We start from the raw sequence: 15,000 nt of genomic DNA on the forward strand, positions 1-15,000 counted from the left end.
ATCTTGCGTTTTGGCAGAAAGCATAATAATCGGCATTTCCTTTGCTTCCCTTACTTTCATACACATATGAATACCATCTACTTTTGGCATCATAATATCTAATACGACTAAGTGCACTTCATTTTCTTCTAATATACGTAACCCTTCTTCTCCGTCCCCTGCTTGCAGTACTTTATATCCTTCATTCTTTAAATAGATTGTAATAAGATTCCTAATTTCTTTTTCATCATCTACGACAAGTATTGTTTCGTGTGCCACAATATCTCCCCCATCACTTTTTTAATCCCTAACTTCTATTATAGGAAAACTTCTGAAGAAAAACGCTCGGAAATCCTTAAGATTTTCTGAAGACGCAAAAAAGGTCTAGACTCCCCTTAAGTCTAGACCTTTCAAAAAACCCCTTTTATTTACGAACGTAGATGAAATATAGTACGAATAAAACTCCCATAACATACATAATTGGATGAACCTCTTTACGACGGCCACTCACAACCATTGTAATTGGATAGAAGATAAATCCGATTGCAATTCCTGTTGCGATACTATACGTAAGTGGCATTGAAATGATAGTAAAGAATGCTGGTACTGCAATCTCGAATTTCTTCCAATCAATTTCTCCTAAAGATGAAACCATCAAGATTCCTACAATAATTAATGCTGGTGCTGTTACAGCTGGTGTCACAACACTTAATAGCGGCGAGAAGAATAGTGCCAGTAAGAAGAACCCTGCTGTTACAACTGCTGTAAATCCAGAACGTCCACCCGCTGCTACCCCTGCAGAAGATTCAATATAAGACGTTGTTGTTGATGTACCTAAAATCGCACCGATTACAGTTGCAATCGCATCTGCAAATAGTGCTTTTCCTGCACGTGGTAATTTATTGTTCTTCATTAATCCCGCTTGATTCGCAACCGCCACGAGCGTACCTGCTGTATCAAAGAAATCAATAAAGAAGAACGTTATAATAACAATACCCATTTCAACAGTGAAAATGTCTCCAAAGTGAGTTAACGCCACACCGAACGTTGGTTCTAGGCTCGGTATTGCTCCCACTACAGCTTTCGGAGTATCAATTAATCCCGTTACCACTCCTAAGATCGCTGTAAGAATCATACCGTAGAATACTGCACCATTAACTTTCTTAATCATGAAGATGATTGTAGTAACAACTCCGAAAATTGCTAGTAAAGTTGTGCCCTTTGTTAAATCCCCCAATCCAACAAGGACAGCATCATTCTTTACGATAATTCCAGCGTTTTGGAATCCAAGGAAGGCAATGAATAATCCAATACCCGCCGCTACTGCAAACTTTAACTCTGATGGAATTGCATTAATGATTTTTTCACGAATACCTGAAGCAGTAAGAATAATAAAGATAATACCTGACATTAATGTTCCAGCAATTGCCGTTTGCCACGGAATTCCCATCGTTAACACCGCTGTATAAGCAAAGAACGCGTTTATTCCCATACCTGGCGCTAAAGCAATCGGATACTTCGCAAATATCCCCATAATTAACGAACCAATCGCCGCTGCTAATGCTGTAGCAACGAATACTGCACCTGGATCCATTCCTGTACCTGCCGGTAACCCTTTAACATTTCCAAGTGACAGCGTAGCAGGATTGACAAATAGTACATAAGCCATAGATAAAAATGTCGTTAAACCTGCTATGAACTCTGTTTTATAATTTGTGCCGAGTTCATCAAACTGAAAATAGCGTTTCATCTTACGTTTCCCCCGTTATATGATTACTCGCCGTATTTCACCCTAGCCCTCTTTTATCTATTAAAAATAAAAAAGGCTTCCATTGCATATACATGGAAGCGTTCTATGAATAAAGACAAGTTTCCCCTCATCTTTATAAAAACGCCTCGTAGTCAAGCCATTTACGGTAGCTAGGTAGAAACTTTCGGGCCATATCCCCGATATTATACGACGGCATAATATTCACTTTTCGTTTGAATTACATACTCATATTAACTCGAGGAGGTGGTTTTGTCAATTTAAAAACGAACATTTTTATAAACTTTTATATTTTCGTTCGTATTAAGGGTAAAAACAAAAAGATCCATCTATACATGAACGATAGATGGATCTTTTTTATTACAATACTATTCCCACTCAATAGTTGCTGGTGGCTTACTCGTTATATCATACACGATACGGTTAACGTGTTTTACTTCGTTTACGATACGTACAGAGATTTTCTCTAATACATCCCAAGGGATACGTGCCCAGTCAGCTGTCATACCGTCAATAGATGTTACTGCGCGGATACCTACTGTGTAATCGTAAGTACGCTCGTCACCCATAACACCAACACTACGCATACCAGGAAGCGCAGTGAAGTATTGCCAAACTTCACGGTCTAATCCCGCTTTTATAATTTCTTCACGTAAAATCGCATCAGATTCACGAACGATTTCTAATTTCTCTTCTGTGATTTCACCTAATACACGAATACCAAGTCCTGGACCTGGGAATGGTTGACGCCATACGATTTCATCAGGAATTCCTAATTCTGATCCTAATACACGTACTTCATCTTTAAATAACGTGTTTAAAGGCTCAATTAATTTGAACTGCATGTCTTCTGGAAGTCCACCAACGTTATGGTGAGATTTAATTGTTTGTGCAGTTGCTGTACCACTTTCAACGATATCCGTGTAAAGTGTACCTTGCGCTAGGAAGTCCATTCCTTGTAATTTAGACGCTTCATCATCAAATACGTAAATGAATTCGTTACCGATGATTTTACGTTTTTGTTCTGGATCTTCTACACCTTTTAACTTGTTCATGAAGCGTTCTTTTGCATCCACTTTAATAACGTTCATGTGGAAGCCTTCGCTAAATGTTTTCATAACACCTTCTGCTTCATCTTTACGAAGTAAGCCGTGGTCAACGAAAATACATGTTAACTGATCACCGATTGCTTTATGAATTAATACTGCTACAACAGAAGAGTCTACACCGCCACTAAGTGCGCATAGTACTTTTTTGTCTCCAACAGTTTCACGGATTTTCTCTAATTCTACTTCGATAAAGTTCTCCATGTTCCATCCTTCAGAACAACCACATACGCCGAATACGAAGTTTTTAATTAAATCGTTACCGTGCTCAGAGTGACGTACTTCTGGGTGGAATTGTACACCGTATAAGTTTTTTGCTTCATTGCTCATACCAGCAATTGGACAAGACTCACTTGTTGCATCTACTACGAATCCTTCAGGTAAACCAGTTACTAAGTCACCATGACTCATCCATACAACTTGCTCTTCTGGAAGGTTCGCATATAATTTTGATTCGTTCTCTACTTTAAGAACAGCTTTTCCGTATTCACGGTGGTTTGCGCGTTCTACTTTACCACCGAAGTGTTGTGTCATAAGCTGCATACCGTAACAGATACCGAAAATCGGTAATCCTAGCTCGAATATTTTTTCATCACAATGTAATGCACCTTCACCGTATACACTATTTGGTCCACCAGAGAAAATAATCCCTTTTGGATTCATTGCTTTAATTTCTTCTGCAGTAATTGTATGCGGATGAAGTTCACTGTATACACCGAACTCACGAATTCGACGTGCTATTAACTGATTGTACTGACTCCCAAAATCTAAAACGATAATTGTATCGTGCTGCTTTTTCAAAATAATCACCCCAACGTTAGTTCTCGTATATAAATATTTTCACCAATTTGGCGAAAAGCATTACCAATATAATAAAAAAAGCCAGTCCTCCGCCTCTAGTCTCATAACAAAGAAAAGGCAGGGGTCTGGCTTTATAAAGAAAGATAGTCTCCGCTCTTTATAAATATAAGACACACTGCCTTCATAGTCAGGTTGTTTACGGTAACCCGGTAGAGACTCTCAAACCATATCATTGAGGATATATGAAGGATCGTTTTATATTATCTTCCTAGATTCTAACAATGAAGTATCAGTATGGTCAAGAGAGAAAGCGACAAAATTCTACAGAAATTCATTTCCTTTTCTAAAAAACACAAAAAAACATCCACTTCTATATAGAAGTGGATGTTTTTCGGGCAAACGGAATTACATCATTCCGCCCATACCGCCCATGCCCATGCCGCCCATGTCAGGCATTGCTGGTGCATTTGGTTCTGGCTTGTCAGCAACTACAGCTTCAGTCGTTAAGAACATAGCTGCAACAGATGCTGCGTTTTGAAGTGCAGAGCGAGTTACTTTAGCTGGATCTACGATACCAGACTCAAGCATGTTAACCCATTCGCCAGTAGCTGCGTTGAAACCAACGCCTACTTTTTCGCCTTTTAGACGCTCTACAACTACAGATCCTTCTAGACCAGCGTTGATTGCGATTTGACGAACTGGCTCTTCTAATGCACGAAGTACGATGTTGATACCTGTTGCTTCGTCGCCTTCAGCTACAATAGAAGCTACTTTCGTGTACACGTTCATAAGTGAAGTACCACCACCCGCAACGATACCTTCTTCTACTGCTGCACGAGTTGAGTTAAGTGCATCTTCAATACGAAGTTTGCGCTCTTTTAACTCAGTTTCAGTTGCTGCACCTACTTTAATTACTGCTACGCCACCTGCTAATTTAGCAAGACGCTCTTGTAATTTTTCACGATCGAATTCAGAAGTAGTTTCTTCTAATTGCGCACGGATTTGGCCAATGCGAGCTTCGATTTGTTGTGTATTCCCAATACCTTCAACTACAGTTGTGTTTTCTTTCGTTACAACGATTTTACCTGCGCGTCCTAAAGATTCAACTGTAGCAGATTTTAAATCACGTCCTAATTCTTCAGTGATTACTTCGCCACCAGTTAAGATTGCGATATCTTCTAACATTGCTTTACGACGGTCACCAAATCCAGGAGCTTTAACAGCTACTACATTGAATGTACCACGAAGTTTGTTCACTACTAATGTAGCTAACGCTTCGCCTTCTACATCTTCAGCAATGATAAGAAGTGGTTTACCTTGTTGTACCACTTGCTCTAATACTGGTAAGATTTCTTGGATGTTAGAAATCTTTTTGTCAGTGATTAAGATGTATGGGTTATCAAGAACCGCTTCCATTTTGTCAGAATCAGTGATCATGTAAGGAGATGCATATCCACGATCAAATTGCATACCTTCTACTACGTCTAATTCTGTTGTGAATCCTTTAGATTCTTCTAAAGTAATAACGCCGTCGTTACCAACGCGCTCCATTGCTTCAGCGATTAATTGACCTACTTCTTCGTCAGCTGCAGAAATAGCAGCTACTTGTGCGATAGAAGATTTGCCTTCGATTGGTTTAGAAATCGCTTTTAATTCTTCAATTGCAGCAGTAACAGCTTTTTCGATACCTTTGCGAAGACCCATTGGGTTAGCACCAGCTGTTACGTTTTTTAAACCTTCACGAATCATAGCTTGCGCTAATACAGTTGCAGTTGTCGTTCCGTCACCAGCTACATCGTTTGTTTTGCTAGCAACTTCTGCCACTAATTTCGCACCCATGTTTTCGAATGCATCTTCTAATTCGATTTCTTTTGCGATTGTTACACCGTCATTTGTAATAAGTGGTGAACCAAATTTTTTCTCAAGTACAACGTTACGACCTTTTGGTCCAAGCGTTACTTTTACTGCGTTTGCAAGAGTGTCGACACCGCGAAGCATCGAACGACGTGCTTCTTCACTAAATTTAATATCTTTTGCCATAATAATTGACCCCCTTGGATTTTTAAAATGTATATAATTAACCGATAATTGCTAAAATGTCACTTTCACGTAAAATCAAGTAGTCTGTACCTTCGTATTTCACTTCAGTACCTGCATATTTTGAGAAGATGATAAGATCACCTGCTGCTACCTCTAAAGCAACACGCTCACCATTTTCAAGCACTCGGCCTGTACCTACTGCAATAACTTTACCCTCTTGTGGTTTTTCTTTTGCAGTGTCTGGTAATACAATACCACTTGCTGTTTTTTCTTCTGCTTGAACAAGTTCAATTACAACGCGATCACCTAATGGCTTTAGCATGAACAATAACCTCCTCATTTTGTTATGTGAATTTTATTTATTAGCACTCAAGTCACCCGAGTGCTAACACACTTATAATAATAAATAATCTCAATTTCTTTTGCAAGTAAAAAAATCATAATTTTTTCGCAAATTACTATATAAACTTTTCTATATAGAATCCTACTTCTACTACCTTTACTATATGAATCGTTGTTTCCACTACTCGTATGTTACAATATGAAAGGACACCCTAAGTTGTTTTCGCTACACACACAACTTTTTCCTGTCTTCTATTATCATTTCAAATGAGGATTTACGAAAAAAACATAATTTAAGTGACAGTTTATATCGTAGGTAGCATATTTACATGTTATCCTACCTTATCTCATACACTAGAGTTAGAAAGGATGGTTAAACCCTTTGAAAAAACAATATTGGTGGGTTATCGTTACATACATTTTAATGCAGTTATCTTCAATTGCCGGATTACCACTTCTCTTGAAAACTGGACTTTATGATAATAAGGGATTTACTAGAGAGGAGAAATTCCAACTCATAACTGGCCATTGGGCAATCATTAGCTTCTTTATTGCATTATGTATCGTACTTTGGTTACTTAGAACAGATATTCGTGACAGGCATTTAGATAAAATGCGCTCTACTGTTCCAGCTACAATTGGATGGATTTTTATCGGGTTTTTCTTAGCATTTTTCTCACAAAGTATTGCTGGTATGATCGAAATGTATGTATTAGGTATTAAACCTGGATCTGAAAATACAGCAAGACTTATGGATATCGCAAGAACAACACCTTGGTTCCTTATTGTTGTATCTATTATAGGGCCAATTTTAGAAGAAATCGTATTTAGAAAAATTTTATTTGGTACACTTTATAAGAAGTTTAACTTCTTTATTGCCGCTATTATTAGTTCCCTTGTATTTGCGGCGATTCATTTTGATTTTACTCACTTATTGGTATACACTGCTATGGGGCTCGTATTCGCCTTTTTATATGTAAAAACGAAGCGTATTATCGTTCCAATTGCAGCCCATGTTGCAATGAATACATTAGTTGCAGTTGCTCAAGTTTTAGTAAGCAATGAACAAATTCAAGAAATGATTAAAGAAGCTGAAAAAATGCAAGGCTTTATCGGAGGATTTTTTGTATGAGAAACTCACCATTGTTCATGGCTGCATTGTATTTTCTTCTTGGATGTATCTTTACACGTTTCGCCATTACGAACGTAACAGATACAATCTGGAATATGTGGACAATACTATTTGCAGTTATGGCAACAATTGATTTTAATTTGGCACTTCGCCTTATCTTAGTTAAATTCACAAAGAAAAAACAATAATAAAACGCAGAGGTCGCTTCCTCTGCGTTTTATTGTGGATAATTCTTCAAAAAGTACACAAGTGTTTGTAACTCTACAGCTAAATCAATATGATGAATTCTTATATTCTCTGACACATTTAAGCGTGCTGGTGTGAAATTTAAAATACCATGCACGTTCGTTTCTGCCAATCTATCTGCCACAGATTGTGCTACTGTAGCGGGTACTGTTAATATTGCCACTTGTATATCAGTTGATAAACGTTCTTCTAGTTCATCCAAATGATATACAGGAATGCCTCCGATTTCTGTTCCAACTTTCTCTTCACTAACGTCAAACGCCATTTCAATTTTTGTATTATTGTTTTTCGTGAAATTATAATGTAAGAAAGCGGTCCCTAAATTACCTACTCCAATAAGTGCTACACGTGTTATATCATCTTGGTCGAGTGTTTCACGGAAAAATGATAATAAATAATTTACGTTATATCCATAACCTTTTTTCCCTAACGCTCCAAAATATGAAAAATCTCTTCGAATAGTTGCGGAATCAACCTTTACCGCTTCACTCAATTCGGCTGATGAAACACGTTGCTTACCAGAAAGAGATAAGTTTTGGATAAATCGATAGTATAGAGGCAATCGTTTGGCAGTGGCCTGTGGAATTTTTTGCTGATCCATATAACCTCTCCTCTCTTCCTATCTTTATTCATATACTTGAATCAAATACAAAAGTTTAGCACTCATGAATTTCCTTGTATAATAAAGAGAAGAAGTATTCTCTCTTTATTTTAAACTATACACTATTTTTAGTATGATTGAGAAATATAAACATGGCAAAGTTAAGAAATTATTTGAGGTGAAAACATTGATTTTATTACAAGTAAACGCGCTTTCGAAATTATACGGTGCAGAAACGATTCTTGCAAACATAAAATTGGAAGTACAAACGAAAGATCGTATCGCACTAGTCGGACGAAATGGAGCCGGAAAATCTACATTATTAAAAATAATAGCTGGTGAGTTATCTCATGATGGTGGTGAAATTATAAAACCAAAAGATGTCTCAATGGGGTATTTAGCTCAAAATACCGGATTAGAAACGTCTTTAACAATTTGGGATGAAATGTTAACCGTCTTTACACACTTGCAGCAAATGGAGACAAAACTTCGAAGGCTAGAGCAAGAGATGGGCAAAGAAGAAAACTTTTCAAATGCAGCTATATACGAGAAATTATTAGCTGATTATGATCAATTACAATTAGATTATAAAGATCAAGGTGGCTATCAGTACGAAGCGGATATCCGCTCGATTTTAAGCGGTCTTGGCTTCCCAGTTGAAATGCACCAGACGACAATTTCTACATTAAGTGGTGGGCAAAAAACACGATTAGCTCTTGGTAAATTATTATTAACTAAACCAGATTTACTTATTTTAGACGAGCCTACAAACCATTTGGACATTGAAACATTAACTTGGCTTGAACAATATTTACAAGGTTATCCTGGCGCAATTTTAATCGTTTCCCATGACCGTTATTTCTTAGATAAACTCGTTACACAGGTATACGAAATTTCTAATAAGGAAAGCAAACGATTTGTTGGTAACTACAGTAAATATTTAGACTTAAAATCGGCACTATACGAGCAAGAGATGAAACGGTATGAAAAACAACAGGATGAAATTGCTAAACTTGAAGACTTTGTGCAAAAAAATATAGCTCGTGCATCTACAACAAAGCGCGCTCAAAGTCGCCGTAAACAATTAGACAGAATGGAATTATTAACTAGACCATTGGGCGATTCTAAGTCAGCTTCCTTCCACTTTGATATTGAAAAACAAAGCGGAAATGATGTTTTACAAGTGAAAGATGCAACTATTGGCTATGATGAAGATCCGATTATTGAACATGTAACTATGCGCTTAACTCGTGGGGATAGTGTTGCTTTAGTTGGACCGAACGGAATTGGGAAATCCACATTGTTAAAATCACTTGTGAATAAGTTACCTCTACTAAATGGTGATGTTTCTTTCGGATCAAATGTATCTGTTGGTTATTATGATCAAGAACAAGCTAACTTAACATCTTCTAAGCGAGTTTTAAATGAACTATGGGATGAATATCCTCTGCAACCTGAAAAAGAAATTCGCACTATACTAGGCAACTTTTTATTCACAGGGGATGATGTACTAAAGCCAGTATCTTCTCTTAGTGGTGGACAAAAAGCCCGATTAGCTCTCGCAAAGCTTATGATGCAAAAATCAAATTTACTAATTCTTGATGAGCCAACGAACCATCTTGATTTAAATAGTAAAGAAATTCTAGAGAATGCTTTAATTGATTATCCAGGTACTCTTCTATTCGTCTCTCATGACCGCTACTTTATTAATCGTGTAACGACAACCGTTGTTGAGTTATCAACAGAAGGTGCACAAGAATATTTAGGTGACTACGATTACTACGTTGAAAAGAAGAATGAAATGATTGAACGTGCAGAATTTGAACAACAAGAACAGCAAGAAAATCAGGCACCTGTTCAAAAAACTGTAGCTCAAGAAAAATTAAATTATCTCGAAGAAAAAGAGCGTAAACAATTAGAGCGTCAACGCACTCGGAAAATTGAGGAGCTAGAACAAAACATCGTAGAATTTGAAGAAGAAATTGCTACATTAGAAGATCAGCTTTGCTTACCAGAAATATATGCAGATTATGAAAAGGCTAGTGAAATTACATCTAAAAAGCAAACACTACAAGAACAACTTGAAGCTTGTATGGCAGAATGGGAAGAACTGCATATATAAGTGAACTTAAACAAAAAGGATGTCTCGTACGTCGAGGATGTGTGAGACATCCTTTTTATTTTCTATTTTAAAATCAGTGCCTTAGCACATGAAATTATATCAATGATTTTTTGAATATATATACCGTAACTTAAAATATATGAATGATTCGACAAGAACTATCGTTTTACCGACAAAGATTGACAATAGTAGCAACCTATATAATAAGAGGCGGATGTTTCAAAAGTTTTTTGGGGATATCTTCTTGTTTTTTATTTCCCGAAAAAGAATATCTTTAAAGGTCAGACCTCATCCGCTTTATCCACAAGTTTATACACATATCCACCTTTATAAAATAGACATTAAAATAACTTTTCCACATTATCCACATTCTATAAAAAAGTTATACACATTTTATATACACAACAAAACCCATATTATCAACAGATAACATGGGTTTTGTCCACAGGTTGTGGTTAATTTTGTGTATAACTATGCTTCAATATCTAATCCTGGATTTGCATTTAAAGCTAATGTCGCACGTTTTCCTTGTTCGTATGCAATTGTACCTGCAGCTGCAATCATCGCTGCATTATCTGTGCATAAAGATAGAGGCGGGATAATTAGCTCTATATTTTCTTTTTGTGCAAATTCTGCTTCTAAACGTGCACGAAGCCCTTTATTAGCAGCTACTCCACCAGCAAGAAGCACTTGCTTTACGTTATATGCATCCGCCGCACGAGACGCTTTCGTTACAAGTACGTCGATTACACTTTCTTGGAAACTTGCTGCTAAATCTTCCGGTGCAATTTCTATACCACGTTGTTTTGCGTTATGCACAGTGTTGATAACTGCCGATTTCAATCCACTAAAGCTAAAATCATACGAATCCGGCTCTAGCCATGCACGAGGTAAATCAATTGTCGGCTTTCCTTCATGTGCAAGGCGATCAATATGAGGACCACCTGGATATGGCATAGATAACGTACGAGCTACTTTATCATATGCTTCCCCTGCTGCATCATCTCGTGTTTCACCAATCACTTCAAATGAACCGTGTTCTTTCATATAAACAAGCTCCGTATGTCCACCAGATACAACAAGTGATAGTAATGGGAATTGTACTTCTTTTACTAAACGGTTTGCATAAATATGACCAGCAATATGATGAACACCAACTAGAGGGATATCATGCGCAAAAGCCACAGCTTTCGCTGCATTTACACCTATTAAAAGTGCTCCAACCAAACCAGGTCCTTCTGTTACGGCAATTGCATCAATATCCTCGAAAGTGATATTTGCTTCTTTTAAAGCTTCCTCTAGCACAACTGTAATTTCTTCTACATGGTGACGGGATGCAATCTCTGGTACGACTCCACCAAAACGCTTATGACTTTCAATTTGTGATGCAACGATATTCGCAATAATTTCCGTTCCATTTTTAACAACTGCTACTGCTGTTTCATCACAGCTTGTTTCAATACCAAGTATAATCGTATTTTTTTCCATTATATATTCACCCACATTACGAGACCATCTTCCTGATTGTCTGCATAGTATCGTTTACGAATCCCACCATTTTGAAATCCGTATTTTCTGTATAACTGTTTTGCTACTTCATTTGATACGCGTACTTCAAGTGTCATCGTTTTTACTCCTAGGTCTTTCGCCTCCGAAATAACCTCTTTCAATAAGGCATCTCCTAACTTTTGACCTCGGTACTCTGGCAAAATAGCTATATTTGTTATATGTGATTCATCAATAATTATCCACAATCCACAATAACCAATTACGCGACCATCTTTTTCTAGCACAACATAATGTGCATGTTCATTCATCGCTAATTCACGTTGAAAAGCATCTGCAGTCCAAGGAGTTGAAAAAGACGCTTCTTCAATAGCTACAATTTGAGCAATATCATCGAGTGCCATCTTTCTAAATATCATATCCATTTTCTATAGACCTCTACTTCTTTTGACTTTCTAACCAGTTTGTTTCAGCTTCCGCTAAACGAAGGTAACTAGGTACAAACGTATGCACATCTTGTTCTTCTTTTTGTAACCCTAAAAATGCTAGCTCACTTGGTCTTGGGTTATTCTTAGTGAAAGGAGCAAATACAGCTTGATCACCTAAGTATTCTATAATTGTTTCTTTATGCAATTTAACATCGTTACCAATAAATAAAACAGGCTGTTCTTTATCTTTTAACATTTGCAACCAGTCAACAATAAGCATAATTCGGTCTTCTTCTATTGAAGTTAACTGCTCCCCTTCATATGTATATAGCCCCGTGTAAATTTGACCACGTCGACCATCAAATAAAGGAGAGATTAATCCCTTAAAATTAGCACCATTTGCTGCCACTACTTCTAAACTTGATACACCTACAATTGGTATTTGAAGTGACCAAGCTAATGTTTTTGCAGCTGTCACACCTATACGAACACCTGTATATGATCCAGGTCCAGCTGCTACAACGATTTTAGTCAATTCTTTCGGTTTTACACCACATTCTTTTAAAAGTTTCTCTACAGCTGGCATAAGACGTACAGAATGATTTTTTGTTAAATTTGTAATGATTTCTCCGATCACGTTCCCTTCCTCAATAAGGGATACACCCATTACGTAATTTGAAGTATCAATTGCTAGTACTTTCATTTTGTAATAGCTCCTCACATAATCTAATATAACGATTTCCAATTGGTTCGAGTACAATTTTCCTTGTATCATCTCCAGCATGGAATAAACTGATTTGTAACTTTTCATTCGGTAAATATTCTTCTATTAAATGAGCCCATTCTACTACTGTAATCCCTTCACCATAGAAATACTCATCAAAGCCTAAGTCTTCTTCACTTTCTGCTAAACGATATACGTCCATATGATATAGCGGCAATCTCCCTTTATATTCTTTAATAATATTGAAGGTAGGACTATTTACAACTCTTTTCACACCAAGACCCTTTGCTAGTCCTTTTGTAAAAGTCGTCTTTCCAGCTCCAAGATCTCCTTCTAAAATAATTACATCTTGCGCCCCGACAAGTTCACCTAGTTTTTCTGATAATCTTTGTGTTTCCTCAGAAGATTTTGTTGTTACTTCATATTTACTCACAGACTTCACCTACTTTATTCACAATGTTCTCTGCTCTTTATTATACAGGTTTTAAATATATAAAAAAGTCCTTAGGAGTTTTCCTAAGGATAGTTTGACTGTCTTTATTAGTTTTTTGTTAAAACAAATAAAAAAATACGAAACAACTTGTTTCGTTCTTTTCTTTATATAAAATGGCGGTCCCGACCGGGGTCGAACCGGCGATCTCCTGCGTGACAGGCAGGCATGTTAACCACTACACCACGGGACCATTGGTTGCGGGGACAGGATTTGAACCTGCGACCTTCGGGTTATGAGCCCGACGAGCTACCGTGCTGCTCCACCCCGCGATGATATAAATAGCTTGGCGACGTCCTACTCTCACAGGGACAAGGTCCCAACTACCATCGGCGCTAGAGAGCTTAACTTCCGTGTTCGGTATGGGAACGGGTGTGACCTCTCTGCCATCATCACCAAACTATTGAAGGCATATTCCTTCAAAACTAGATAACATTGCTACATATTATATGGTTAAGTCCTCGATCTATTAGTATTCGTCAGCTCCACATGTCACCATGCTTCCACCTCGAACCTATCAACCTGATCATCTTTCAGGGATCTTACTAGCTTACGCTATGGGAAATCTCATCTTGAGGGGGGCTTCATGCTTAGATGCTTTCAGCACTTATCCCTTCCGCACATAGCTACCCAGCTATGCCCTTGGCAGAACAACTGGTACACCAGCGGTGCGTCCATCCCGGTCCTCTCGTACTAAGGACAGCTCCTCTCAAATTTCCTACGCCCACGACGGATAGGGACCGAACTGTCTCACGACGTTCTGAACCCAGCTCGCGTACCGCTTTAATGGGCGAACAGCCCAACCCTTGGGACCGACTACAGCCCCAGGATGCGATGAGCCGACATCGAGGTGCCAAACCTCCCCGTCGATGTGGACTCTTGGGGGAGATAAGCCTGTTATCCCCGGGGTAGCTTTTATCCGTTGAGCGATGGCCCTTCCATGCGGAACCACCGGATCACTAAGCCCGACTTTCGTCCCTGCTCGACTTGTAGGTCTCGCAGTCAAGCTCCCTTATGCCTTTGCACTCTACGAATGATTTCCAACCATTCTGAGGGAACCTTTGGGCGCCTCCGTTACACTTTAGGAGGCGACCGCCCCAGTCAAACTGCCCACCTGACACTGTCTCCCGGGTCGATAAGACCCGTAGGTTAGAATTTCAATACAGTCAGGGCGGTATCCCACCAGCGCCTCCACCGAAGCTAGCGCTCCGGTTTCAATGGCTCCCGCCTATCCTGTACAAACTGTACCAAAATTCAATATCAGGCTACAGTAAAGCTCCACGGGGTCTTTCCGTCCTGTCGCGGGTAACCTGCATCTTCACAGGTACTATAATTTCACCGAGTCTCTGGTTGAGACAGTGCCCAAATCGTTACACCTTTCGTGCGGGTCGGAACTTACCCGACAAGGAATTTCGCTACCTTAGGACCGTTATAGTTACGGCCGCCGTTTACTGGGGCTTCAGTTCAGAGCTTCGCTTACGCTAACCCCTCTCCTTAACCTTCCAGCACCGGGCAGGTGTCAGCCCCTATACTTCGCCTTACGGCTTCGCAGAGACCTGTGTTTTTGCTAAACAGTCGCTTGGGCCTATTCACTGCGGCTTTCCGTTAAGAAAGCACCCCTTCTCCCGAAGTTACGGGGTCATTTTGCCGAGTTCCTTAACCAGAGTTCTCTCGCACACCTTAGGATTCTCTCCTCGCCTACCTGTGTCGGTTTG

The 15,000-nt window shown here is 38.7% G+C and carries 13 protein-coding genes, 2 tRNA genes, 2 rRNA genes and 2 riboswitches (2 of these 19 running past the window's edge); of the genes, 3 read left to right on the forward strand and 14 right to left on the reverse strand.

The annotated features are described in order from the left end of the window. From ACP6L7_RS26890 to groES, 5 genes are all read right to left on the reverse strand, one after another. Positions 1-258, reverse strand: the start of a protein-coding gene (locus ACP6L7_RS26890) for a response regulator transcription factor (protein WP_097832305.1). It extends 444 nt beyond the left edge of the window; the window shows 258 of its 702 coding nt (coding positions 1-258); the start codon lies at positions 256-258; its stop codon lies off the left edge, out of view. Positions 259-403: 145 nt separating this feature from the next. Further along, positions 404-1,729 carry an NCS2 family permease gene (locus ACP6L7_RS26895; RefSeq protein ID WP_097832306.1) on the reverse strand — a complete coding sequence of 442 codons (1,326 nt, stop codon included), beginning with the start codon at positions 1,727-1,729 and terminating at the stop codon, positions 404-406. A gap of 129 nt (positions 1,730-1,858) precedes the next feature. After that, positions 1,859-1,960: riboswitch (purine riboswitch) on the reverse strand. A gap of 155 nt (positions 1,961-2,115) precedes the next feature. Then, positions 2,116-3,654, reverse strand: coding sequence for a glutamine-hydrolyzing GMP synthase (gene guaA / locus ACP6L7_RS26900; protein ID WP_000743904.1), 1,539 nt, complete (start codon positions 3,652-3,654; stop codon positions 2,116-2,118). A gap of 164 nt (positions 3,655-3,818) precedes the next feature. Then, positions 3,819-3,920, reverse strand: a riboswitch (purine riboswitch). A 139-nt stretch (positions 3,921-4,059) separates the two neighbouring features. Beyond that, positions 4,060-5,694 (reverse strand): chaperonin GroEL, encoded by a 1,635-nt coding sequence (groL, locus tag ACP6L7_RS26905; protein ID WP_001029987.1) that lies wholly within the window; start codon positions 5,692-5,694, stop codon positions 4,060-4,062. Positions 5,695-5,731: 37 nt separating this feature from the next. After that, positions 5,732-6,016 (reverse strand): co-chaperone GroES, encoded by a 285-nt coding sequence (gene groES, locus ACP6L7_RS26910; protein ID WP_000917305.1) that lies wholly within the window; start codon positions 6,014-6,016, stop codon positions 5,732-5,734. Between the two features lie 402 nt (positions 6,017-6,418). Between groES and ACP6L7_RS26915 the strand changes: the two genes are divergently transcribed. Both ACP6L7_RS26915 and ACP6L7_RS26920 read left to right on the forward strand, forming a co-directional pair. Then, complete coding sequence (locus ACP6L7_RS26915; protein WP_097832307.1) at positions 6,419-7,168, forward strand: CPBP family intramembrane glutamic endopeptidase; 750 nt, start codon at positions 6,419-6,421, stop codon at positions 7,166-7,168. Continuing rightward, positions 7,165-7,356 carry a YdiK family protein gene (locus tag ACP6L7_RS26920; RefSeq protein WP_001246201.1) on the forward strand — a complete coding sequence of 64 codons (192 nt, stop codon included), beginning with the start codon at positions 7,165-7,167 and terminating at the stop codon, positions 7,354-7,356. Before ACP6L7_RS26915 ends, ACP6L7_RS26920 begins: the two co-directional genes overlap by 4 nt. A 29-nt stretch (positions 7,357-7,385) precedes the next feature. Here the strand turns inward: ACP6L7_RS26920 and ACP6L7_RS26925 are convergent, their stop codons facing one another. Continuing rightward, positions 7,386-8,015, reverse strand: coding sequence for a redox-sensing transcriptional repressor Rex (locus ACP6L7_RS26925; protein ID WP_000372704.1), 630 nt, complete (start codon positions 8,013-8,015; stop codon positions 7,386-7,388). A 187-nt stretch (positions 8,016-8,202) separates the two neighbouring features. Here ACP6L7_RS26925 and ACP6L7_RS26930 point away from each other — a divergent pair, with 187 nt between their 5' ends. Next, on the forward strand, positions 8,203-10,137 hold the full coding sequence (locus ACP6L7_RS26930) for an ABC-F family ATP-binding cassette domain-containing protein (RefSeq protein ID WP_218011735.1): 1,935 nt from the start codon (positions 8,203-8,205) through the stop codon (positions 10,135-10,137). Positions 10,138-10,608: 471 nt separating this feature from the next. On the opposite strand, the gene tsaD is transcribed toward ACP6L7_RS26930, so the two are convergent. From tsaD to ACP6L7_RS26970, 8 genes are all read right to left on the reverse strand, one after another. Beyond that, on the reverse strand, positions 10,609-11,625 hold the full coding sequence (gene tsaD, locus ACP6L7_RS26935) for a tRNA (adenosine(37)-N6)-threonylcarbamoyltransferase complex transferase subunit TsaD (protein WP_000414578.1): 1,017 nt from the start codon (positions 11,623-11,625) through the stop codon (positions 10,609-10,611). Continuing rightward, positions 11,625-12,068, reverse strand: a complete 444-nt coding sequence (gene rimI / locus ACP6L7_RS26940; RefSeq protein WP_141533562.1) for a ribosomal protein S18-alanine N-acetyltransferase — start codon at positions 12,066-12,068, stop codon at positions 11,625-11,627. The genes tsaD and rimI overlap by 1 nt, the downstream gene beginning before the upstream one ends. A gap of 13 nt (positions 12,069-12,081) precedes the next feature. Further along, a complete protein-coding gene (tsaB, locus tag ACP6L7_RS26945; protein ID WP_071744102.1) occupies positions 12,082-12,774 on the reverse strand; it encodes a tRNA (adenosine(37)-N6)-threonylcarbamoyltransferase complex dimerization subunit type 1 TsaB in 693 nt (230 codons plus the stop codon). Next, entirely contained in the window at positions 12,755-13,228 is a 474-nt protein-coding gene (gene tsaE, locus ACP6L7_RS26950) for a tRNA (adenosine(37)-N6)-threonylcarbamoyltransferase complex ATPase subunit type 1 TsaE (RefSeq protein ID WP_097832309.1), read from the reverse strand. The genes tsaB and tsaE overlap by 20 nt, the downstream gene beginning before the upstream one ends. Positions 13,229-13,402: 174 nt before the next feature. After that, positions 13,403-13,478, reverse strand: a tRNA-Asp gene (locus ACP6L7_RS26955). Between the two features lie 2 nt (positions 13,479-13,480). Further along, a tRNA-Met gene (locus ACP6L7_RS26960) sits at positions 13,481-13,557 on the reverse strand. Between the two features lie 12 nt (positions 13,558-13,569). After that, positions 13,570-13,685, reverse strand: a 5S ribosomal RNA gene (gene rrf / locus ACP6L7_RS26965). A 49-nt stretch (positions 13,686-13,734) separates the two neighbouring features. Next, positions 13,735-15,000 (reverse strand): 23S ribosomal RNA (locus tag ACP6L7_RS26970) (it continues 1,656 nt past the right edge of the window).

The organism is Bacillus silvicola, from assembly GCF_050524305.1.
In the GTDB taxonomy this organism is placed as follows: Bacteria; Bacillota; Bacilli; order Bacillales; family Bacillaceae_G; genus Bacillus_A; species Bacillus_A cereus_AT.